At 69.2% G+C, this 20465-nt stretch carries 34 protein-coding genes; 2 read left to right on the plus strand and 32 right to left on the minus strand.

Translation table 11 applies throughout. The features are described from left to right. Positions 1–524 precede the first annotated feature (524 nt). A complete protein-coding gene (gene eccE / locus ACZ7OH_RS10050; RefSeq protein WP_400900714.1) occupies positions 525–1760 on the plus strand; it encodes a type VII secretion protein EccE in 1236 nt (411 codons plus the stop codon). After that, positions 1757–2476: a hypothetical protein gene (locus ACZ7OH_RS10055; RefSeq protein WP_086681370.1), complete on the plus strand. Its 720-nt coding sequence runs from the start codon at positions 1757–1759 to the stop codon at positions 2474–2476. Before eccE ends, ACZ7OH_RS10055 begins: the two co-directional genes overlap by 4 nt. A 30-nt stretch (positions 2477–2506) precedes the next feature. Here the strand turns inward: ACZ7OH_RS10055 and truA are convergent, their stop codons facing one another. The 32 genes from truA to rplB form a co-directional block, all read right to left on the minus strand. Then, positions 2507–3352: a tRNA pseudouridine(38-40) synthase TruA gene (gene truA, locus ACZ7OH_RS10060; RefSeq protein ID WP_470280869.1), complete on the minus strand. Its 846-nt coding sequence runs from the start codon at positions 3350–3352 to the stop codon at positions 2507–2509. A gap of 73 nt (positions 3353–3425) precedes the next feature. Continuing rightward, positions 3426–3974 (minus strand): 50S ribosomal protein L17, encoded by a 549-nt coding sequence (gene rplQ / locus ACZ7OH_RS10065; RefSeq protein ID WP_400900716.1) that lies wholly within the window; start codon positions 3972–3974, stop codon positions 3426–3428. A gap of 41 nt (positions 3975–4015) precedes the next feature. Further along, complete coding sequence (locus ACZ7OH_RS10070; protein ID WP_004558887.1) at positions 4016–5086, minus strand: DNA-directed RNA polymerase subunit alpha; 1071 nt, start codon at positions 5084–5086, stop codon at positions 4016–4018. A gap of 100 nt (positions 5087–5186) precedes the next feature. Beyond that, the gene (gene rpsD, locus ACZ7OH_RS10075) at positions 5187–5792 is read right to left on the minus strand and encodes a 30S ribosomal protein S4 (RefSeq protein ID WP_400900718.1); all 606 of its coding nucleotides are present in this window, start codon (positions 5790–5792) and stop codon (positions 5187–5189) included. Positions 5793–5815: 23 nt separating this feature from the next. After that, entirely contained in the window at positions 5816–6223 is a 408-nt protein-coding gene (gene rpsK, locus ACZ7OH_RS10080; RefSeq protein WP_004558885.1) for a 30S ribosomal protein S11, read from the minus strand. A gap of 18 nt (positions 6224–6241) precedes the next feature. Continuing rightward, complete coding sequence (locus ACZ7OH_RS10085) at positions 6242–6427, minus strand: hypothetical protein (RefSeq protein WP_013222623.1); 186 nt, start codon at positions 6425–6427, stop codon at positions 6242–6244. Continuing rightward, complete coding sequence (gene rpsM / locus ACZ7OH_RS10090) at positions 6424–6804, minus strand: 30S ribosomal protein S13 (protein ID WP_004558883.1); 381 nt, start codon at positions 6802–6804, stop codon at positions 6424–6426. Before rpsM ends, ACZ7OH_RS10085 begins: the two co-directional genes overlap by 4 nt. Positions 6805–7013: 209 nt before the next feature. Next, positions 7014–7127: a 50S ribosomal protein L36 gene (gene rpmJ, locus ACZ7OH_RS10095; protein WP_004558882.1), complete on the minus strand. Its 114-nt coding sequence runs from the start codon at positions 7125–7127 to the stop codon at positions 7014–7016. A gap of 33 nt (positions 7128–7160) precedes the next feature. Next, positions 7161–7382 carry a translation initiation factor IF-1 gene (gene infA / locus ACZ7OH_RS10100; RefSeq protein ID WP_004558881.1) on the minus strand — a complete coding sequence of 74 codons (222 nt, stop codon included), beginning with the start codon at positions 7380–7382 and terminating at the stop codon, positions 7161–7163. Between the two features lie 264 nt (positions 7383–7646). Beyond that, a complete protein-coding gene (gene map, locus ACZ7OH_RS10105) occupies positions 7647–8423 on the minus strand; it encodes a type I methionyl aminopeptidase (protein ID WP_470280526.1) in 777 nt (258 codons plus the stop codon). 44 nt (positions 8424–8467) lie between these two features. After that, positions 8468–9022, minus strand: a complete 555-nt coding sequence (locus ACZ7OH_RS10110; RefSeq protein ID WP_470280527.1) for an adenylate kinase — start codon at positions 9020–9022, stop codon at positions 8468–8470. Continuing rightward, positions 9019–10326, minus strand: coding sequence for a preprotein translocase subunit SecY (gene secY, locus ACZ7OH_RS10115; RefSeq protein ID WP_470280528.1), 1308 nt, complete (start codon positions 10324–10326; stop codon positions 9019–9021). Before secY ends, ACZ7OH_RS10110 begins: the two co-directional genes overlap by 4 nt. A gap of 255 nt (positions 10327–10581) precedes the next feature. Further along, the gene (locus ACZ7OH_RS10120) at positions 10582–11205 is read right to left on the minus strand and encodes a LysE family translocator (RefSeq protein WP_470280529.1); all 624 of its coding nucleotides are present in this window, start codon (positions 11203–11205) and stop codon (positions 10582–10584) included. A 22-nt stretch (positions 11206–11227) separates the two neighbouring features. Next, positions 11228–12427, minus strand: a complete 1200-nt coding sequence (locus ACZ7OH_RS10125) for a hypothetical protein (RefSeq protein ID WP_470280530.1) — start codon at positions 12425–12427, stop codon at positions 11228–11230. 49 nt (positions 12428–12476) lie between these two features. Further along, complete coding sequence (locus ACZ7OH_RS10130; RefSeq protein WP_470280531.1) at positions 12477–12737, minus strand: hypothetical protein; 261 nt, start codon at positions 12735–12737, stop codon at positions 12477–12479. Between the two features lie 69 nt (positions 12738–12806). Further along, a complete protein-coding gene (rplO, locus tag ACZ7OH_RS10135; protein WP_372671240.1) occupies positions 12807–13253 on the minus strand; it encodes a 50S ribosomal protein L15 in 447 nt (148 codons plus the stop codon). Further along, on the minus strand, positions 13250–13435 hold the full coding sequence (gene rpmD, locus ACZ7OH_RS10140) for a 50S ribosomal protein L30 (RefSeq protein ID WP_004558875.1): 186 nt from the start codon (positions 13433–13435) through the stop codon (positions 13250–13252). Before rpmD ends, rplO begins: the two co-directional genes overlap by 4 nt. 1 nt (position 13436) lies before the next feature. Next, a complete protein-coding gene (gene rpsE, locus ACZ7OH_RS10145; RefSeq protein ID WP_086675494.1) occupies positions 13437–14081 on the minus strand; it encodes a 30S ribosomal protein S5 in 645 nt (214 codons plus the stop codon). Between the two features lie 34 nt (positions 14082–14115). Beyond that, positions 14116–14514 carry a 50S ribosomal protein L18 gene (gene rplR, locus ACZ7OH_RS10150; RefSeq protein ID WP_167379724.1) on the minus strand — a complete coding sequence of 133 codons (399 nt, stop codon included), beginning with the start codon at positions 14512–14514 and terminating at the stop codon, positions 14116–14118. A 2-nt stretch (positions 14515–14516) separates the two neighbouring features. Beyond that, the gene (gene rplF, locus ACZ7OH_RS10155) at positions 14517–15056 is read right to left on the minus strand and encodes a 50S ribosomal protein L6 (protein WP_470280532.1); all 540 of its coding nucleotides are present in this window, start codon (positions 15054–15056) and stop codon (positions 14517–14519) included. A 16-nt stretch (positions 15057–15072) separates the two neighbouring features. Then, positions 15073–15471: a 30S ribosomal protein S8 gene (gene rpsH / locus ACZ7OH_RS10160; RefSeq protein WP_400900735.1), complete on the minus strand. Its 399-nt coding sequence runs from the start codon at positions 15469–15471 to the stop codon at positions 15073–15075. Positions 15472–15556: 85 nt separating this feature from the next. Further along, complete coding sequence (locus ACZ7OH_RS10165; protein ID WP_004558870.1) at positions 15557–15742, minus strand: type Z 30S ribosomal protein S14; 186 nt, start codon at positions 15740–15742, stop codon at positions 15557–15559. Between the two features lie 4 nt (positions 15743–15746). Continuing rightward, complete coding sequence (gene rplE, locus ACZ7OH_RS10170) at positions 15747–16310, minus strand: 50S ribosomal protein L5 (protein ID WP_247015084.1); 564 nt, start codon at positions 16308–16310, stop codon at positions 15747–15749. After that, positions 16310–16624, minus strand: coding sequence for a 50S ribosomal protein L24 (rplX, locus tag ACZ7OH_RS10175; protein WP_086675498.1), 315 nt, complete (start codon positions 16622–16624; stop codon positions 16310–16312). The genes rplE and rplX overlap by 1 nt, the downstream gene beginning before the upstream one ends. Next, positions 16624–16992 (minus strand): 50S ribosomal protein L14, encoded by a 369-nt coding sequence (rplN, locus tag ACZ7OH_RS10180; protein WP_004558867.1) that lies wholly within the window; start codon positions 16990–16992, stop codon positions 16624–16626. The genes rplX and rplN overlap by 1 nt, the downstream gene beginning before the upstream one ends. Positions 16993–17083: 91 nt before the next feature. After that, positions 17084–17362 (minus strand): 30S ribosomal protein S17, encoded by a 279-nt coding sequence (gene rpsQ, locus ACZ7OH_RS10185; RefSeq protein ID WP_372671242.1) that lies wholly within the window; start codon positions 17360–17362, stop codon positions 17084–17086. Beyond that, on the minus strand, positions 17359–17604 hold the full coding sequence (gene rpmC / locus ACZ7OH_RS10190) for a 50S ribosomal protein L29 (protein ID WP_086675500.1): 246 nt from the start codon (positions 17602–17604) through the stop codon (positions 17359–17361). Before rpmC ends, rpsQ begins: the two co-directional genes overlap by 4 nt. Then, a complete protein-coding gene (gene rplP, locus ACZ7OH_RS10195) occupies positions 17604–18023 on the minus strand; it encodes a 50S ribosomal protein L16 (protein WP_004558864.1) in 420 nt (139 codons plus the stop codon). Before rplP ends, rpmC begins: the two co-directional genes overlap by 1 nt. Before the next feature lie 3 nt (positions 18024–18026). After that, positions 18027–18866: a 30S ribosomal protein S3 gene (gene rpsC, locus ACZ7OH_RS10200; protein ID WP_013222607.1), complete on the minus strand. Its 840-nt coding sequence runs from the start codon at positions 18864–18866 to the stop codon at positions 18027–18029. Beyond that, entirely contained in the window at positions 18866–19285 is a 420-nt protein-coding gene (gene rplV, locus ACZ7OH_RS10205) for a 50S ribosomal protein L22 (protein WP_086675501.1), read from the minus strand. The genes rpsC and rplV overlap by 1 nt, the downstream gene beginning before the upstream one ends. A 29-nt stretch (positions 19286–19314) precedes the next feature. Further along, the gene (rpsS, locus tag ACZ7OH_RS10210) at positions 19315–19596 is read right to left on the minus strand and encodes a 30S ribosomal protein S19 (RefSeq protein ID WP_003102083.1); all 282 of its coding nucleotides are present in this window, start codon (positions 19594–19596) and stop codon (positions 19315–19317) included. Positions 19597–19614: 18 nt separating this feature from the next. Beyond that, on the minus strand, positions 19615–20451 hold the full coding sequence (rplB, locus tag ACZ7OH_RS10215; protein ID WP_086675502.1) for a 50S ribosomal protein L2: 837 nt from the start codon (positions 20449–20451) through the stop codon (positions 19615–19617). Positions 20452–20465 lie beyond the last annotated feature (14 nt).

A 20465-nucleotide genomic window follows, 5' to 3' on the forward strand; every position in this document is an offset into this window, starting at 1 on the left:
CTAGTGTCGGGCACCCCGGGACCCGGCTTCCGGGTACGCAGCAAGCACGAGGGGAAGAGAAAGCGCGGATGTCCGTCACCAACCCTCCACGTCCGCCTGGCCCGCCCGGGCCCCCGCCGCCCGGCCGCCAGCCGGGCCCGCCGCCGCGTCCGGTGAGACCAGGTGGCCCCGGCGGTCCCGGAGGTGTCCCGGGCGGACCCGGTGGCGGCCCCGGCGGACCCGGCATGCCCCCGCGCGGCCCCGGCGGTCCCGTTCCCGTTCCTGGTGGGCCTGTCATACGGCCCGGCGGTCCTGGCGGCCCCACCGGTCCTGGCGGCCCCACCGGTCCTGGCGGCCCCACCGGTCCTGGCGGCCCCGGCGGACCTGGCGGCCCCGGCGGACCTGGCGGCCCCGGTGGCCCTGGTGGGCCCGGCGGTGGCGGTCCCGGTGGACCCGGCGGCCCCGGCGGTGGCGGTCCGGGTGGCCCCGGCGGTCCCCAGGGACCCGACGACGGCCCGGCCACTCCCGCGCCCAGCCCGGTGCGGATGGCTCCGCCCGCCCGGCGGCGCTCCTCGGGCGTCAACCTCGGCCCGCTGCCCGTGGCGAACCTCGTCGTGCTCGAGGTCGGCCTCGCGGTCGGGCTCGTGCTGCTCGCCATCGACATGTCGCTCAAGTGGGTCGGCGTCGGCATCGTCGGCTTCGCCCTCATCGTCGCGCTGCTGCGCTGGCGCGGCCGCTGGTTCACTCAGTGGATCGGCCTGACGCTGCGCTACTCCTTCCGGTCCCACGACCGCGTCGCCGAACCGCTGCCGCCGAGCACCGTCGAGGAGCTGGCCGCCGAAGAGACCACGGTGACCGGTCCCGACGACGCCCGTGTGAACCTGCTGCGCGTCGCGGTCCCGGACCTCGTCGTGGCGCACGGCGTCGACCACGAGCGCCAGCAGGTCGGCCTCGCCTGGAACGACGGCACCTGGACGGCGGTGCTGCTCGTCGAGCCGACGCCGGCGCTGATCACCCAGGCCGGTGGCGCGCCCAGCCTGCCCCTGTCGGCGCTCGCGCCCTGCCTCGAAGACCGCGGCGTGGTCCTCGACTCGATCCAGGTCATCTGGCACTGCTACCCGGGCAGCGCGGCGCTGCCGGCGGACTCGCCCGCGCTCAGCTCCTACATGGAGGTGCTCGGCCCGCTGCCCGCGGCGGCGCGGCGGACGACGTGGGTGGCGATCCGGCTCGACCCGAAGCGCTGCCCGGCCGCGATCCGCGAGCGCGGCGGCGGCGTCGTCGGCGCCCATCGCGCGCTGATCGGCGCGCTTTCGCGGGTGCGCAACGCGCTGGAGTCCCAGGGCGTGCCGACCCGGCCGCTCGACCCGGACGAGCTGCTGCGCGCGAGCATTTCGGCCGCGGAGCTCACCGCGGTCGCCGGTTCGCCGAGCAAGGTGACGCTGCAGGAGCGCTGGTCCGGCGTGACCGCGGCCGGCATCGGCCACGCGAGCTACGCGATCACCGGCTGGCCCAAGGGCAAGATCACCGGCAGCCTGAACGCGCTGACCAGCGTCCGCGCGCTGTCGGCGACGCTCGCGATGTCGATCTCCCCCGCGTCCGACGAAGGCAAGATCGGGTTGCGCGGGGTGGTCCGGCTGAGCGCGCGCAACCCGCGTGAGCTCGAAGCCGCCGACCAGCGGCTGCAGGGGCTGTCCGAGCGGCTGGACGTCGGCCTGACGCCGCTGCGTGGGCTGCAGGTTTCGGCGTTCGCGGCGACGCTGCCGATCGGAGGGACAGCATGAGTTCGCGGATGCGTGACGCCGGGCAGAACCTCGGGGTGGCGCCGGAGTTCACCGTGGACCCGGCGATGCTCGACGCGGTCAGCCCCTCGGGTGACCGCGGTGGCATCGTGCTCGGCTCGGGCCTCAAGGGCGAGCCGCTGACGATCTCGGCGCTGCGTTCGACGCCGACGCGCATCGTGCTGGTGGGCGGGCTGTACCTGGCCCGCCAGGTGGCGATGCGCGCGATGGCGGTCGGCGCGTGGGTCGTGGTCGCGACGGGACGCCCGACCGAGTGGCAGGTGCTGTCCCGCGCGGCCGGCACCCGCGACGGCCGGCCGTCGCCGCTGGTCCAGATCCGCCGGCTGTCCCCGGTCGAGCTGCCGCGGCCGTCGGAGGACGCGCCGCTGCTCGTCGTGACGGACGGCGGCCCGACCCCGCAGGACCTGTTCCCGCCGAGGTCGCCCTGGCAGACGACGGTCTACGTGCTGCCGTACCTGCACCCGCAGGCGGGCGCGACGGCCAACGCGGCGGACCTGGTGCTGATGCAGCGCCTCCCCGCGGGTCAGGCCGAGCTGGCGGCGCGGATCTGGCGCCTGCCGCCCCAGATGATGCGCCAGCTGACGACGTTGCAGGACGACCAGGTGGTGGCCCTCGGCCGCAACCTGTGGCGGCCGCTGCGCCTGGTGACGACGGGCAAGGAGCAGCAGCTCCTGGGCCCGGTCCGCCGCGGCGACTGACCCACCCCGTCGTGAGTGGTTATTCGGGCTCTAACCCGAATAACCACTCGACGGTGAAGTGCGGACGTTGCGGGTTTGGGCCGCGCGGGCCGCGAGTTCGGCGTCGGGCGGGTAGTCCACGCCCAGCAGCGTCAAGCCGTGCGCCGGGGCGACCGCGCTGTCGCGGATGCCGCTCTCCAGCACCTTCGCCGGCCACGTGTCGCTGCGGCGGCCGTCGCCGACCAGGAGCAGGACGCCGACCAGGCTGCGGACCATCGAATGGCAGAACGCGTCCGCCGATACGCGGACCTCCAGCAGGTGCTCGTCGACCCGCTCCCACTCCAGGCGCTGCAGCTCGCGGATCGTCGTGCCCGTGTCGCGCTGCTTGCAGTACGCGGCGAAGTCGTGCAGGCCCAGCAGTTCGGCGGCCGCGGCGTTCATCGCGTCCGTCGACAGTGGACGGTTCCAGGCCAGCGTGTCGTGGCGGCGCAACGGGTCCACACCCCAGGGCGCGTCCGAGACACGGTAGCGGTAGTGCCGGCGGATGGCCGAGAACCGCGCGTCGAAACCCTCGGGCGCGATCCGGGCACCCAGCACCCGGACGTCGCCCGGCAGGAGGCGGTTCCACCGGCCCGTCATGCGGGCCAGGTCCGGGATGCCCTCGGGGGACACGGGAATCCGCCCCGAGGGCGCGGAAAGGGGCACCACGTCGACGTGCACCACCTGGCCCGTCGCGTGCACCCCGGCGTCCGTGCGGCCCGCGACGACCACGGACTTGGGCACCGAGGCCCCCGGCGGCTGCCGCTGCAGGGCCTCCTCCAGCAGCGCCTGGACCGTCCGGCGGCCCGGCTGGCGAGCCCAGCCCGAGAAGTCCGTGCCGTCGTAGGAGACGTCCAGGCGCAGACGAACGAGCCCGCCCTCCCCAGCGGGAGTGGCGGGCTCGTCCGGTGTCGAATCTGCCGTCAGGACGTCAGTCCTTCTTGGCGTCCGCGTCGTCCGAAGCCGGGGCCTCGGTCTCCGCGGTGGTGTCCTCAGCCTTGGCCTCCTCGGCAGCGGCGGGGGCCTCCTCGGTCGAGGTGGTCTCCTCCGCGGCCGGAGCGGCGGGCTTCTCGTCCTTCGCGAACTTCGTCTTGCGAGCGCGCTCGGCTTCCGAAGTCACCGTCTTCTCGGCCACCAGCTCGATGACCGCCATCTTGGCGTTGTCGCCCTTGCGCGGCATCGTCTTGGTGATCCGGGTGTAGCCACCTTCGCGCTCGGCGAAGTGCGGGCCGATCTCCGCGAACAGCTTGTGGACGACGTCCTTGTCGCGGACGACGCGCTGCACCTGACGGCGGTTGTGCAGGTCGCCCCGCTTCGCCTTGGTGATCAGCTTCTCGGCCAGCGGGCGGACCCGCTTCGCCTTCGCCTCGGTGGTGGTGATCTTGCCGTGCTCGAACAGCTGCGTGGCCAAGTTGGCCAGGATCAGCCGCTCATGCGCGGACGACCCGCCGAGCCGGGCTCCCTTGGTAGGGGTGGGCATTGGTTCTCCTAGTTCAGCTCACAGCGTCCAGGCACACGGCCTCAGAGCTGCTCGGTCTCTGCGTAGTCCTGGCCATCGTCGTGGCCGTCCGAAATCCCGTCGGCGATGCCACCGACACCCTCCGACCAGCCTTCACCGTCGTAGCTGGCGGCCGCCGCGGTCGGGTCGAACCCGGGCGGGCTGTCCTTCAGCGCGAGGCCGAGGCCGACGAGCTTGAGCTTGACCTCGTCGATCGACTTGGCGCCGAAGTTGCGGATGTCGAGCAGGTCCGCCTCGCTGCGCGAGACGAGCTCGCCCACCGTGTGGATGCCTTCGCGCTTGAGGCAGTTGTACGACCGGACGGTGAGGTCCAGGTCCTCGATCGGCATCGCGTAGGCGGCGATGGTGTCCGCCTCCTGCGGCGACGGGCCGATCTCGATGCCCTCGGCGTCGACGTTCAGCTCGCGGGCGAGACCGAACAGCTCCACCAGCGTCTTGCCGGCCGACGCGACCGCGTCGCGCGGCGTGATCGACGGCTTGGTCTCGACGTCCAGGATCAGCTTGTCGAAGTCGGTGCGCTGCTCGACACGGGTGGCCTCGACCTTGTAGGTCACCTTGAGCACCGGCGAGTAGATCGAGTCGACCGGGATCCGGCCGATCTCCGCGCCCGCCTGCTTGTTCTGCAGGGCCGGAACGTAACCGCGGCCGCGCTCGACCACGAGCTCGATCTCGAGCTTGCCCTTGCCGTTCAGCGACGCGATGTGCAGATCCGGGTTGTGCACGGTGACACCCGCCGGCGGCACGATGTCGGCCGCCGTGACCTCACCCGGGCCCTGCTTGCGCAGGTACATGGTGACCGGCTCGTCCTCTTCCGAGGACACCACGAGCTCCTTGAGGTTCAGGATGATGTCGGTGACGTCTTCCTTCACCCCGGGAACGGTGGTGAACTCGTGCAGCACGCCGTCGATGCGGATGCTCGTCACGGCCGCGCCCGGGATGGACGACAGCAGCGTACGACGCAGCGAGTTGCCGAGCGTGTAGCCGAAGCCGGGCTCCAGCGGTTCGATGGTGAACCGGGAGCGGGTCTCGTTGACCGTCTCTTCGCCGAGAGCCGGCCGCTGGGAAATCAGCATTCCTTGTTTTCCTTTCCAGACGACGCCCGCCATATGACGTCGAAGGGATGGCGCGGCGGCGGCGCACCTGTCGCGCCGCCGCCTGTCCGACGGTGCCGGACTACTTCGAGTAAAGCTCGACGATCAGCTGTTCCTGGACCGGAACATCGATCTGCGCACGCTCCGGCAGCTGGTGGACCAGCACGCGGAGGTTGGACTGGACGACCTGCAGCCACGCCGGGATCGGGCGGTCGCCGAAGGACTCCTTCGCCACGACGAAGGGCAGCATCGAGAACGACTTCGGCCGCACGTCGATGATGTCCCACTTCGAGACCTGGAACGAGGGAACGTTGACCTTGACGCCGTTGACCAGGAAGTGGCCGTGGCTCACCAGCTGACGCGCCTGACGGCGGGTGCGGGCGATGCCGGCGCGGTAGATCACGTTGTCCAGGCGGGACTCGAGGATCTGCAGCAGGTTCTCACCGGTCTTGCCCGGACGCCGGACGGCTTCCTTGTAGTACCGGACGAACTGACGCTCGAGAACGCCGTAGGTGTAGCGAGCCTTCTGCTTCTCCTGCGACTGCAGGAGGTACTCGGACTCCTTGATGCGCCCGCGGCCGTGCTGGCCCGGCGGGTAGGGGCGACGCTCGAAAGCCTGGTCGCCGCCGATGAGGTCAACCTTGAGGCGACGCGAAATACGCGTCGCGGGGCCGGTGTAACGAGCCATTTCTTCTTACTCCTCCCCGTTCCTCAGACCCGGCGCCGCTTGGGCGGGCGGCAGCCGTTGTGAGGCTGCGGGGTCACGTCCTGGATGGTGCCGACCTCGAGGCCGGCCGCCTGCAGCGAGCGGATCGCCGTCTCGCGGCCCGAACCCGGGCCCTTCACGAAGACGTCGACCTTCTTCATGCCGTGCTCGGCGGCCTTGCGGGCAGCGTTCTCGGCGGCCATCTGCGCGGCGAACGGGGTGGACTTGCGGGAGCCCTTGAAGCCCACGTGACCACTCGACGCCCACGCGATCACGGCACCGGTCGGGTCCGTGATCGAGACGATGGTGTTGTTGAAGGTGCTCTTGATGTGCGCGTGACCGTGCGCGACATTCTTCTTTTCCTTGCGGCGGACCTTCTTGGCCCCGGCCGCAGTACGAGACTTCGGTGGCATGTTCTGAGGGTTCTCCTGTTAGCGCGCGTTCTCTTGGTGAGCGGCGACCGCTTCGGCCTGGCCGCGCCGGATGATCGATCCGGCGTCGGTGTACAGGTTGCGGAGCGCCATCGGGCGGGCGTAGAGCGCCTTGGGCGAGACACAAGCCGAGCCGCGGCGCTGAACGCCACCCATCTGCACGACCTTCTTGCCCTGGACGCTCACTTCTTGCCAGCCTTCTTCTTGCCGGCGACCGTCTTCTTCGGACCCTTGCGGGTACGGGCGTTGGTCTTCGTGCGCTGACCGCGGACGGGAAGTCCCCGGCGCCAGCGAAGGCCCTCGTAGCACCCGATCTCGATCTTCCGACGGATGTCGGCGTTCACCTCGCGGCGAAGGTCACCCTCAACCTTGAAGTTCTCTTCGATGTACGTACGCAGCTTCGCGAGGTCGTCATCGCTGAGGTCTTTGACGCGGGTGTCCGCGTTGAGCTCGGCAGCCTTGATGAGCTGCTTCGAGCGGGTACGGCCGATGCCGTAGATGTACGTAAGCGCGATCTCCAACCGCTTCTCGCGGGGGAGGTCTACGCCAGCGAGTCGTGCCATTGGCGCTGATGCTCCTTCGTAGGTTTCCTCTTCAGGTCTGCTCCCCGTCCGGTTCCGGGACCGACTCGCCTGTCGTGCCCTCGGCTTGCGCCTCGGGTGTCCCAGCCCCGGCCTGAAGTCCGGGGGTGAACCGGGCCATTCGCGTGGCCCGGCAGGTGCGGGGAGGTTGTGTAGCCGTCAATCCACTCTGCTCGAGTGCAGGTGGGCGATCAGCCCTGCCGCTGCTTGTGCCGCAGGTTCTCGCAGATCACCATGATCCGGCCGTGCCGGCGGATCACCTTGCACTTGTCGCAGATCTTCTTGACGCTCGGCTGGACCTTCACGTCTTCTGCTCTCCTAGTAGCTGCTCTTCGTGATCACTTGTAGCGGTAGACGATGCGACCACGAGAGAGGTCGTAGGGCGAGAGCTCCACGACAACCCTGTCCTCGGGCAGGATGCGGATGTAGTGCTGCCGCATCTTGCCGCTGATGTGTGCCAGGACCTTGTGACCGTTCTCCAACTCGACGCGGAACATCGCGTTGGGGAGCGGCTCGACTACGCGGCCTTCGACCTCGATGGCCCCGTCTTTCTTCGCCATGTCCTCCGCATTTCCTTGTCATCAACCGTCTGTCGCCACACCTGATCAACTCGAGCACTAGTGCTGGGTCGGGTGTTGCGTGGCACACTGGTGCCCGGCTCCCAAGAACGTGAATTCACGAGCGCGCAGGATCCGGGCACGATAAGTGCGCCGACTTGACAGTGTACGCATGTCGTGTCGCGACCCCCAAACCGGGGGTGACCATGCTAAAGGACCGTGCAGGTGGACGTGATCACGATCACCCCGAGTGGGTGAATGCGCAGGTCAGGCGTCTTCGGCGGCAGTGAGCACCCAGGGGCCGTCTTCGGTGATCGCCACCGTGTGCTCCCAGTGGGCCGCGCGGGAGCCGTCGGCCGTGACGACCGTCCAGCCGTCGTCCAGCTCGTGGGTCTCGCCGCCACCGCCGGTCAGCATCGGCTCGATCGCCAGCGCCATGCCGGCCTTCAGCCGCGGGCCCTTGCCCGGCTTGCCGACGTTCGGCAGGAACGGGTCCATGTGCATCTCGCGGCCGATGCCGTGGCCGCCGTACTCGACGATCATCCCGTACTCGATGCCGTCGTCGCGGCCCGCGCGTTCGGCGGCCGACTGGACGGCGTAGGAGATGTCGGTCAGCCGGGCGCCGGCGCGGACCGCCTCGATGCCGGCCCACATCGCCGCTTCGGTCGCCGCGGACAGCGCCAGGTCGGCGTCGGAGACGGCACCGATGGCCAGGGTGACGGCCGAGTCGCCGTGCCAGCCGTCGAGGATCGCGCCGCAGTCGACGGAGATGATGTCGCCGTCGGCCAGCACCTGCGTCTTCGCCGGGATGCCGTGGACGATCTGCTCGTTCACCGACGCGCAGATCGACGCCGGGAAGCCGTGGTAGCCCTTGAACGACGGCACCGCGCCGGCGTCCCGGATCGTCTGCTCGGCGAGCTCGTCGAGCTCGGCCGTGCTGACACCCGGTTTCGCGATGGCGCGGACCGCCGCGAGCGTGCGGGCGACGACGAGCCCCGCGGCCCGCATCGCCTGCAGCTCGTCCGGGGTCTTGACCTCGATCATGCGCCCACGGCGGAGCACTTGCAGAACACGCAATCCTCCGAGGTTCACGTGCGGTCGCGCAGCGCTTTCAGCACCCGGCCGGAGACCTCGTCCACGCTGCCGACGCCGTCGACGCTGACGAGGATGTCGGCGTAGTACTCCAGCAGCGGCGCGGTGTCCGACACGTAGATCTGCTGGCGGCGGCGGATGACGTCTTCGGTGTCGTCCGCGCGGCCACGGGACATGAGCCGCCCGACGACGACGTCCTCGGGCACCTGCAGCTGGATCACGGCGTCGAGCGAGACGTCGGCGTCGCCCAGGATCTCCCCGAGCACCTCGGCCTGCTTGGTGTTGCGGGGGAAGCCGTCGAGCAGGAAGCCGGCCTTCGCGTCCGGCTCCGCCAGCCGCTCGCGGACCATCTCGTTGGTCACCGAGTCGGGCACGAGCTCGCCGGAGTCGAGGTAGCGCTTGGCCTCCTGGCCCAGCGGGGTCTCCTGGCCGACGTGCGCGCGGAACAGCTCGCCCGTGGAGATGTGCGGGATGCGCAGCTGCTCCGACAGAGCCTCCGCCTGCGTACCTTTGCCCGCGCCGGGCGGACCCACGAGAACCAGCCGCGTCACTTCAAGAACCCTTCGTAGTTGCGCTGCATCAGCTGGCTTTCGATCTGCTTCACGGTGTCGAGCCCGACACCGACCATGATCAGCACAGCCGTGCCACCGAACGGGAAGTTCTGGTTGTTCCCGCTACCGGTCACCGACAGGAAGAAGTTCGGAAGGATCGCGATGATGCCCAGGTACAGCGAACCGGGGAGGGTGATCCGGCCCAGGACGTAGCTCAGGTACTCGGCCGTCGGGCGGCCCGGGCGGATGCCCGGGATGAACCCGCCGAACTTCTTCATCTCTTCCGCACGCTCGTCCACGTTGAACGTGATCGTGATGTAGAAGTACGTGAAGAAGATGATCAGGCCGAAGTACAGCGCGATGTGCACCCAGCTGGACTGGTTCACGATGTAGTTCTTGATGAAGACCTGCCAGCCGGAGTTGCTGTTCTGGTCGCCGACGAGGCGGCTGATCAGGTCCGGCAGGTACAGCAGGGACGACGCGAAGATGACCGGGATGACGCCGGCCTGGTTCACCTTGATCGGCAGGTAGGTCGACGTGCCGCCGTACATCCGGCGGCCGATCATGCGCTTGGCGTACTGCACCGGGATCCGGCGCTGCCCCTGCTCGACGAAGATGACGCTCGCGATGATCACGAGCCCGAAGATGCAGATCATCGTCAGCGCGATGCCACCGCCGTTGGACAGGATGTTCCCGCCCTCGACCGGGATGCGCGCGGCGATGTTCAGGAAGATCAGGACGGACATGCCGTTGCCGACGCCGCGTTCGGTGATCAGCTCGCCGAGCCACATCATGACGGCGGTGCCCGCGGTCATGGTGATGACGATGATCGCCAGCGAGTAGACGCTGTTGTCCGGGATGATCGGCGACTGGCAGTCCGGGAAGAGCTGCTTGCGGTCCGCGAGCGCGACCACGCCGGTGGCCTGCAGGATCGCCAGCGCGACCGTCAGGTACCGGGTGTACTGGGTCAGCTTGCCCTGGCCGGACTGGCCTTCCTTCTTCAGCTCCTCGAACCGCGGGATGACCACGGTCAGCAGCTGGATGATGATGCTCGCCGTGATGTACGGCATGATGCCGGTCGAGAAGAGCGACAGCTGCAGCAGCGCACCGCCGCTGAACAGGTTCAGCAGCTGGTAGACGCCTTCCTGCTGCGCCTGGGAACTACAGGCCTGGACCGCCCCGTAGGAGATCCCGGGTGCCGGAATGGTCGCACCGATTCGGTAGACCGCGACGATGGCTAGCGTGAACAGGATCTTCTTGCGTAGATCCGGCGTCGCGAGAGCCGAGCGGAAGGCGCTGAACACGCGGGGGACCTCCTCGGCGTCGTCGGCCGTCCTCAACCGACGATCGGCTTGGCCGGCACGGTGGCCGGCGGGAACACACAGCACTACTGGCACGCAAGCCAGGAACGCTTCGGGGCACACTCGTCCCGAAGCGTGTCGCCGACTCTAACAGCTTCACAGCGCGTGTCCGCAGTCCGTGTGCGTTTTCCGTACCAAGGTTGCTCCGGCGGGTTGATCCACATCGCCGTCTTGGCCGTATTCCTTGACAGATCGGGCTCAGGCGTTGGACGTCGCGAGCACGCCGGCGAGGCCGACGAGGACCACGCCGGTCCCCCGGTCCACGGTGCGCCGGGTCCGCCGCGTCAGCTCGATCGACTTCAGGCCGGCGCCGACGCCGACGTAGACCGAACCGGCCAGGAACTCGGCCAGCAGGTAGACCGCGCCGAGCAGCGCGATCTGCGCCGGAAAGGGCCCGTGACCTGCGTCGATGAACTGCGGGACGAACGCGGTGAAGATGAGGATGGCCTTGGGGTTGGTGAGCGCGACGCCGAACTCCTTGCGCGTCACGCGCCAGGCGGACGCGGGTCGCGTGTCCGGTTCGGGGACGTCCGTTTCGCCCCGGAATGTCGACCACAGCAGGCGCACGCCGAGGTAGAGCAGGTAGGCGGCACCGGCCCACTTGATGATCGTCAACGCGGTCTCGGACGCGGCCAGCAGCTGCCCCAGCCCGGCCGCGACGGCGGTGATCAACAGGGTGAAGGCGGCCAGCCGGCCGGCCAGCCCGGCGAGGCCGCGGCGGACACCGTGCGTCATCCCGTGGTGAAGACCGAGCAGGTTGTTCGCGCCGGGCGTAAGCGCGATGAGGACAGAAGCCCCGAAGAAGACCAGTAGCCACGACACGTCTTTACGGTAACGGCCGGGGTCAACCGGGTTCTTCGGGCGGGAGGACGGTGATGGCGACGCCGCTCGGCGGGGTCGGGGTGTCGGCGTAGGCGAGGGTCGGGTCGGCCCAGCTCCTGCCCGGCAGCGCGGCGACGACCGCCGCGACGGCGGCCGAGGCGGTGGCGGCGATCAGCAGCCACATGCCGGCGGTGGTGGTGACCTCGAGGTCCATGCCATCGGCCATGGCGGACCACCCGAGCCCGCTCATCCCGACGGTGAGGACGACCCCGCCGGTGAAGAAGGCCCCGGCACCGATGAGCCACCGCCCGCGGCGAGGCCGCGCGAAGGCGGTGAAAGCGGCGACGGCGAGCAGGACGACGGCGAGGATCACCGGGATGCCGAGGGGCGAGGAGGCCTGGTCGGCGGCTTCTTGCCCGGGGATTTCGATCCGGCTGCCCCAGGCGGTCTGGGTGACGGTGAGCTGGGCGTCGAAGTACCGCTGCCGGACGTTGACGTGCTGCTGGAGGCGGAAGAGCGGCAGGAAGAGCCCCCCGGCGGCCATGAGCGCGGCCGCGGCGGTGAGGGCCGGTGGGAGGAAGCGCCGGAGCCTGGAGGTGCCGGCAGGTGCTTCGGGGGCGGCGGGTGGCTGCGGCGCGGGTATGGGGGTCGCGCCGGGTAGGTGGGCGACCGGGAACGGCAGCGGTGTGGCCGGTGGGGGTGCTTGCGGGGCTTGGGTGGGGAAGGCGCTCGGCGGGGCTGCGGCTTGTGCGGGGAACGCGAGCGGATTCGCACTCGGCGGGGTGGCGGACTGGGCCGGGAAGTCCAGCGGATTCGCGCCCGGCGGAGCCGCGGCCTGCGCAGACGAGGCGAGCAGATCCCCGCTCAGCGGGACCGAAGCTTGCGCCGGGAAGGCGAGCGGATCCCCGTTCGGCGGGGCCGTCGCCTGCGCGGGAAAGTCGAGCGGATTCGCGCCCGGCGGAGCCACGGCTTGCGCCGGGAAGTCGAGCGGATCCCCGGTGGACGGGGCTGGACCCTGCGCCGGGAAGGCGAGCAGATCCCCGCTCGGCGGGGCCGGTGTCTCCACCGGGAAGTCGAGCGGATCCCCCGCCGGCTCGACCTCCACCGGGAAGCTCAGCGGCGACCCCGCTCCCGGCTCCACGCCCGCGACCTTCGGCGCCTCCACCGGGAAGCTCAACGGCGACTCGGGCGGCTCGGGCGGCTCCTGCGACGGTCTGTCCACCCCTCCGATCCTCCGTCCGGACCCGCACCGCGGCAAGGAACCTGTCCGGTCAGTCCGCTTCGGGCGGGAGCACCGTGATCACCACTCCCGACGGCGGCGTCGGCGTGTCCGCGTACGCCGCCTCCGGGGTCCGCCCACGCCCGGCGCCCCGCTGGCTCAGCGCCGCCCCCGCCGCCAGCAGGGCCCACGTCCCGGCCGGGGCGTGGTCGAGACCCGGGAACGAGTAGTCGATCCGCCAAGCCCGCAGCGTCGTTCGCGCGATCCGCGAAGGTTCCAGCCCCACGAGCGCTGGTGCCACGAAAGCCCGCACGGGTAACCCCCTCGGAAACGCCGAAGGCCCGCCTGGCGAACCAGACGGGCCTTCGAACGAGAAACCAGCTCAGTTGGTGGTGGCGGAGCCACCAGCCGCTTCGAGCTTCTCCTTGGCGGAGCCGGAGAACGCGTCGGCGGTGACGTTCAGCTTGACGCCGTTCACGTCGCCGTTGCCGAGGACCTTCACCAGCTTGCCCTTGCGGACGAGACCGCCCTTGACGAGCTCGTCGGCACCGATGGTGCCGCCGTCCGGGAAGACGCGGGCGATGTCGCCCACGTTCACCGGCTGGTACTCGGTGCGGAAGCGGTTCTTGAAGCCACGCAGCTTCGGCAGCCGCATGTGGATGGGCATCTGCCCACCCTCGAACCCGGCGGGCACGTTCTTCCGGGCCTTGGTGCCCTTCGTACCGCGACCGGCCGTCTTGCCCTTCGAACCCTCACCACGACCGACGCGCATCTTCTCGCGCTTGGCGCCCGGAGCCGGACGCAGGTGGTGGATCTTGATGGCCGTCATGCCTGGACCTCCTCGACCTCCACCAGGTGGCGGACGGTGTGGATCAGCCCGCGCACCTGGGGGGTGTCTTCACGCACGACGCTCTGGCGGATCTTGCGCAGCCCGAGGGTGCGCAGCGACTCGCGGTGAGCGTGCTTCGTGCCGATCTTGCTCTTGACCTGGGTGACCTTGAGCTGAGCCATGTCAGACCCCCTGGCCCGCGCGCTGGCGCAGCATCCGGGCCGGGGCGACGTCCTCGAGCGGGAGACCGCGGCGGGCCGCGACCTCTTCGGGACGCTGCAGACCCTTCAGGGCCGCCACGGTCGCGTGCACGATGTTGATCGCGTTGTCGGAGCCGAGCGACTTCGACAGCACGTCGTGGACGCCCGCGCACTCCAGCACCGCGCGCACCGGGCCACCGGCGATGACGCCGGTACCGGCGGACGCCGGACGGAGCAGCACGACACCGGCGGCCTCCTCACCCGTGATCGGGTGGGGAATGGTGCCGCCGACGCGGGGAACGCGGAAGAAGTTCTTCTTCGCTTCCTCGACGCCCTTGGCGATGGCCGCGGGAACTTCCTTGGCCTTGCCGTAGCCGACGCCGACCTGACCGTCGCCGTCGCCGACGACCACCAGGGCGGTGAAGCTGAAGCGACGACCACCCTTGACGACCTTGGCGACGCGGTTGATCGTCACGACCTTCTCGAGGTGCGGGGTCTTGTCCTGGGCCGCCCCGCCACGACCGCTGTCGCGCCGGTCACGGCGGTCGCGACGGTCACCGCGGTCGTTGCCGCCCTGCCCGCCGGGTCCACCCTGGCCGCCGCCGAATTGCCGTGTACGTCCCGGCATCAGGCTTTCCTTCCGTTAACAAGCTTCTGCATCGTCAGAACTCCAACCCCGCCTCGCGGGCGGCGTCGGCGAGCGCGGCGATGCGGCCGTGGTAGGCGTTGCCGCCACGGTCGAACACCACAGCCGAGATCCCGGCGTTCTTGGCACGCGCGGCGACGAGCTCCCCGACCTTGGCGGCCTTGGCCTTCTTGTCGCCGTCGAGCGCCCGGACGTCCGCCTCGAGGGTGGACGCCGACGCCAGCGTGTGGCCGGCCAGGTCGTCGATGACCTGCACGGCGATGTGCCGCGAGGACCGCTTGACGACCAGGCGCGGACGCTGGTCCGTGCCCGAGACCTTCTTGCGGAGGCGGAAGTGCCGACGGGCCTTCGCGACGCGGCGGCGGGTCGAGATGTCCTTGCCCACCGGCTTGCGCTTCGTAGTCGTGTCGCTCATGATCACTTACCCGTCTTTCCGACCTTGCGGCGGATCTTCTCGCCCTCGTACCGCAGGCCCTTGCCCTTGTACGGGTCCGGGCGCCGCAGCCGGCGGATGACCGCCGAGATCTGGCCGACCTTCTGCTTGTCGATGCCGGAGACCGAGAACCGGGTCGGGCTCTCCACCTTGAAGGTGATGCCGTCCGGAGCCTCGATCTTCACCGGGTGGCTGTAGCCGAGGGCGAACTCGAGGTCCGAGCCCTTGGCCTGCACGCGGTAACCGACACCGTGGATCTCGAGCTTCTTCTCGTAGCCCGAGGTCACACCCACGACCAGGTTGTTCACCAGGGTGCGGGTGAGGCCGTGCAGAGCCTTGCTGGTGCGCTCGTCGTCCGGGCGCTTGACCAGCAGGGTGCCGTCGTCGTCGCGCTCGACCGAGATCGGCTCGGCGACGGTGTGCTCCAGGGTCCCCTTGGGGCCCTTGACGCTGATGTGCTGACCGTTGATGGTCACCTCGACCCCGGAAGGGACGGCGACCGGCAGCTTTCCGATGCGTGACATGCCTGTACCCCTTCCCTTACCAGACGTAGGCGAGGACTTCGCCGCCCACGCTGTTGCGCTTGGCCTGCCGGTCGGTCTGCAGGCCACCGGACGTCGAAATGATCGCGATGCCCAGGCCGCCGAGCACGGACGGCAGTTCGTTCGATTTGGCGTAGATCCGCAGACCGGGCTTGGAGACGCGCCGCAGGCCGGCGATGCTCCGCTCACGGTTGGGGCCGTACTTGAGCTCGACGACCAGGTTCTTGTGCTTCTCGCCCGGCTCGTCGTGGTAACCCGCGATGTAGCCCTCGCGCTTGAGGATCTCGGCGATGTTCGCCTTGAGCTTCGAGTGCGGGAGCTTGACCTCGTCGTGGTACGCCGAGTTCGCGTTGCGCAGACGTGTCAAGAAGTCTGCGATGGGGTCGGTCATCGTCATGGTGACCTGTCAACCTTTCTCGCCCTGGTTCCCCGCCCCCGAAGGGGCGGGGCCTGTGGCGAACTGGAGTTATAGAAAGAAGCTCTTACCAGCTGGACTTGCGGACGCCGGGCAGCTCACCCGCGTGCGCCATCTCGCGAAGGCAGATCCGGCAGAGCCCGAACTTGCGGAACACGGCGTGCGGGCGGCCGCACCGCTGGCAGCGGGTGTAGGCGCGCACGGCGAACTTCGGCTTCTTCGCGGCCTTGTGGACCAGTGCTTTCTTGGCCATCGGCTCAGTTCTCCTTGAACGGGAAGCCGAGCTTGCGCAGCAGCGCCCGGCCCTCGTCGTCGTTCGTAGCGGTCGTGACGACGGTGACGTCCATGCCGCGGGGGCGGTCGATGGAGTCGGGGTCGATCTCGTGGAACATCGACTGCTCGTTGAGACCGAAGGTGTAGTTGCCGTGGCCGTCGAACTGCTTCGGCGAAAGCCCGCGGAAGTCGCGGATACGCGGCAGCGCGATGGTCAGCAGCCGGTCGAGGAACTCCCACATGCGGTCGCCGCGCAGCGTGACGCGCGCGCCGATCGGCTGGCCCTCGCGCAGCTTGAACTGCGCGATGGACTTGCGAGCCTTCCGGACCTCGGGCTTCTGGCCCGTGATCAGCGCGAGGTCCTTGACCGCGCCCTCGATCAGCTTGCTGTCACGGGCGGCGTCACCGACGCCCATGTTCACGACGACCTTCACCACGCCCGGGATCTGGTGGACGTTGGCGAAGGAGAACTCCGCCTGCAGCTGGCCCTTGATCTCTTCGCGGTAGCGCACCTTGAGGCGGGGCGCGACCTTCTCTGCGGTGGTCATCAGATGTCCTTACCGTTCCGGCGCGAGATCCGGACCTTCTTGCCGTCCTCGCCGATGCGGTAACCCACCCGGGACGGCTTGCCGTCCGAGTCGACGACCATCACGTTGGAGACGTGGATCGGGGCCTCCTGCGTGACGATGCCACCGGACTGCGCACCGCGCTGGGTCTGGGTGATCCGCGTGTGCTTCTTGATCCGGTTCACGCCCTCGACCAGCACGCGGTCGCGCTCGGGGTAAGCCTGGATGACCTTGCCCTTGGCGCCCTTGTCCTTGCCGGCGATGACGACGACCGTGTCGCCCTTCTTCACCTTCATCACAGCACCTCCGGCGCGAGCGAAATGATCTTCATGAACTTTCGGTCGCGCAGCTCGCGGCCCACCGGGCCGAAGATGCGGGTGCCCCGGGGCTCGTTGTCGTTCTTGATGAGCACGGCGGCGTTCTCGTCGAACCGGATGTAGGAACCGTCCGGACGACGGCGCTCCTTGACCGTGCGGACGATGACGGCCTTGACGACATCGCCCTTCTTCACCCCGGCAGCCGGGATGGCGTCCTTCACGGTGGCGACGATGATGTCGCCGATGCCGGCGTAGCGCCGCCCGGAACCACCGAGAACCCGGATGCAGAGGATTTCCTTCGCACCCGTGTTGTCGGCTACCCGAAGCCGCGACTCCTGCTGGATCACGTCAACTCCTGTATGTCGCGCCGGTTCTCGCCCGCTGGTGAGGATTCACCTTGGCGAGCCTTGCGGAACTAAAGACTCCGAAGAGCCCTGCTTACTTGGCCTTCTCCACGATCTGCACCAGGCGCCACCGCTTCGATGCCGACAGCGGGCGGGTCTCCATCAGGGTGACCCGGTCGCCCACGCCCGCCTCGTTGTTCTCGTCGTGCACCTTGACCTTGGTGGTGCTGCGGACGACCTTCGAGTAACGGGGGTGCTTCTTGCGGTCCTCGAGCTCGACCACGATCGTCTTGTTCATCTTGTCCGAGACGACGTAGCCCTCGCGGACCTTGCGGTCGTTCCGGGCCGGCGTCTCGGTGGTGGGCTCGCTCATGCGGCACCTTCACTCTCGGCGTCGGGGGCAACGGACAGGCCGAGTTCGCGCTCGCGCATGACCGTGTAGATCCGCGCGATGTCCGTGCGGACCGTGCGCAGACGGCGGTTGTTGTCGAGCTGTCCGGTCGCCATCTGGAAGCGGAGGTTGAAGAGCTCCTCCTTGTATTCCTTCAGACGCAGGACGAGCTCTTCCGCGGTGAGCTCACGCAGCTCCGATGCCAGAGCACCAGCGTTCGCCATCAGAACTCACCACCTTCACGGGTCACGATGCGGCACTTCATGGGCAGCTTGTGGATCGCGCGGCGGAGCGCCTCACGGGCGGTCTCCTCGTTCGGGAACGAGATCTCGAACATCACGCGGCCCGGCTTCACGTTCGCGATCCACCACTCGGGCGAACCCTTACCGGAACCCATGCGGGTTTCCGCCGGCTTCTTCGTCAGCGGGCGGTCCGGGTAGATGGTCGTCCACACCTTGCCGCCACGCTTGATGTGACGGGTCATGGCGATACGAGCGGACTCGATCTGCCGGTTCGTCACGTAGCTGTGCTCAAGCGCCTGGATGCCGTACTCGCCGAAGCTGACCTTCGTGCCACCCTTGGCGGCGCCGTGGCGCTTCGGGGAGTGCTGCTTCCGGTGCTTGACCCTGCGCGGGATGAGCACGTCTCAGCCCTCCGTCTTTTCTGCGGTCTCGGTGGCCGGAGCCGCCGGGGCCTCGGTCGTGGCCGCAGCGGCGGCGCGACCGGCTTCGGTCGAGGTGGCGGTCGTGCCCGAGGCGCCGGAACGACGCGGGCGGGACGGCCGGTCGCTGCGGTCGCGGTCGCGACCACCGCGCGGCGCGCGCTCGGCGGCGTCACGGGCTTCGCGAGCCTTCAGGCCACCGACGAGCTCACCCTTGTAGATCCACACCTTGACGCCGATGCGACCGAACGTCGTCTTGGCCTCGAAGAAGCCGTAGTCGATGTCGGCGCGCAGCGTGTGCAGCGGGACGCGGCCATCGCGGTAGTGCTCGGAGCGGGACATCTCGGCACCGCCGAGACGACCGCCGCACTGCACGCGGATGCCCTTGACCTGCGGCGAGCGCATGGAGGTCTGGATCGCCTTCCGCATCGCGCGGCGGAACGCCACGCGGTTGGAAAGCTGCTCCGCGACCGCCTGGGCGACCAGCTGGGCGTCGGCCTCGGGGTTCTTGACCTCGAGGATGTTCAGCTGGACCTGCTTCTTGGTCAGCTTCTCCAGCGCGCCGCGGATCCGGTCGGCCTCCGCGCCGCGGCGGCCGATGACGATGCCCGGCCGGGCGGTGTGGATGTCGACGCGAACCCGGTCACGGGTGCGCTCGATCTCGACCTTGGAGATGCCCGCGCGCTCCATGCCGGTGGCGAGGAGCTTGCGGATCTTGACGTCCTCGGCCACGTACTCGGCGTACTGCTTGTCGGCGTACCAGCGCGACTTCCAGTCCGTGGTGATACCCAGGCGGAAACCGTGCGGGTTGATCTTCTGGCCCACTACCGGCCACCTGCCTTCTTCTTGCTCTGAGCCTTCTGCGCGACGGCCGGACGCGACTCCACCTCGACGGTGATGTGGCTGGTCCGCTTGCGGATCCGGTACGCACGGCCCTGGGCCCGCGGGCGGATCCGCTTGAGGGTGGGGCCCTCGTCGGCGTACGCGTTCTTGACCCAGAGCGTCTCCGGGTCCAGCTGAAGGTTGTTCTCGGCGTTGGCCACGGCGCTGGCGAGCACCTTCGCGACCGGCTCGCTGGCCGCCTGCGGGGCGAACCGGAGCACGGCCAAGGCGTCGGCGGCGCTACGTCCCTTGATGAGCTCGATCACCCGGCGCACCTTGGTCGGCGAGTCCCGGACGAAGCGAGCCCGCGCGTACGCCGTAGGCAGTTCAGCCTCGGTCGTCACGTCGTTCTGGGCGTTCATCGCTACTTCCTGTCTGGTTTCGTGCCCGCTCAGCGGCGGCGCGACTTGCGGTCGTCCTTGATGTGACCCTTGAAGGTCCGCGTCGGGGCGAACTCGCCCAGCTTGTGACCCACCATGGCCTCGGTGACGAACACCGGGACGTGCTTGCGGCCGTCGTGCACGGCGATCGTGTGTCCCAGGAAGTCCGGGATGATCGTCGAGCGTCGCGACCAGGTCTTGATGACCGTCTTCTTACCCGATTCGTTCAGCGCGTCCACCTTCTTGAGCAGGTGGTCGTCCACGAACGGGCCCTTCTTGAGGCTACGTGGCATGTTGTTCTACCTCCCTGCTCAGCGCTTGTTCTTGCCGGTACGCCGGCGGCGGACGATGAGGGCGTCGCTCGGCTTGCGCCGGCGCGTACGACCCTCGGGCTTGCCGTTCGGGTTGACGGGGTGACGACCACCGGACGTCTTGCCCTCGCCACCACCGTGCGGGTGGTCGACCGGGTTCATGACGACACCACGGACCGTGGGGCGCTTGCCGCGCCAGCGGTTGCGGCCGGCCTTGCCCCAGTTGATGTTGGCGTGCTCGGAGTTGCCGACCTCGCCGACCGTGGCGCGGTTGCGCACGTCCACGTTGCGGATCTCACCCGAGGGGAGACGCAGCTGGGCGTACGGACCGTCCTTGGCGACGAGCTGCACCTTCGCGCCCGCGGACCGCGCCATCTTCGCGCCGCCGCCGGGGCGGAGCTCGATCGCGTGGATCACGGTGCCGACCGGGATGTTGCGCAGCGGCAGGTTGTTGCCCGGCTTGATGTCGGCCCGGGGGCCGTTCTCGACGGTGTCGCCCTGCTTCAGCTTCTCCGGCGCGATGATGTAGCGCTTCTCGCCGTCGGCGTAGTGCAGCAGCGCGATGCGAGCGGACCGGTTGGGGTCGTACTCGATGTGCGCGACCTTGGCGGGGATGCCGTCCTTGTCATTGCGACGGAAGTCGATGACGCGGTAAGCGCGCTTGTGGCCGCCACCCTTGTGCCGGGTGGTGATCTTGCCGGACGAGTTGCGACCGCCCGAACCGCTCAGCGGACGAAGCAGCGACTTCTCCGGGGTGGAGCGGGTGATCTCGGCGAAGTCCGAGACGCTCGAACCGCGACGACCCGGGGTCGTCGGCTTGTACTTGCGGATGCCCATTGTCAGCTCAGTCC

It is taken from the genome of Amycolatopsis sp. NPDC114478 (genome assembly GCF_055633805.1).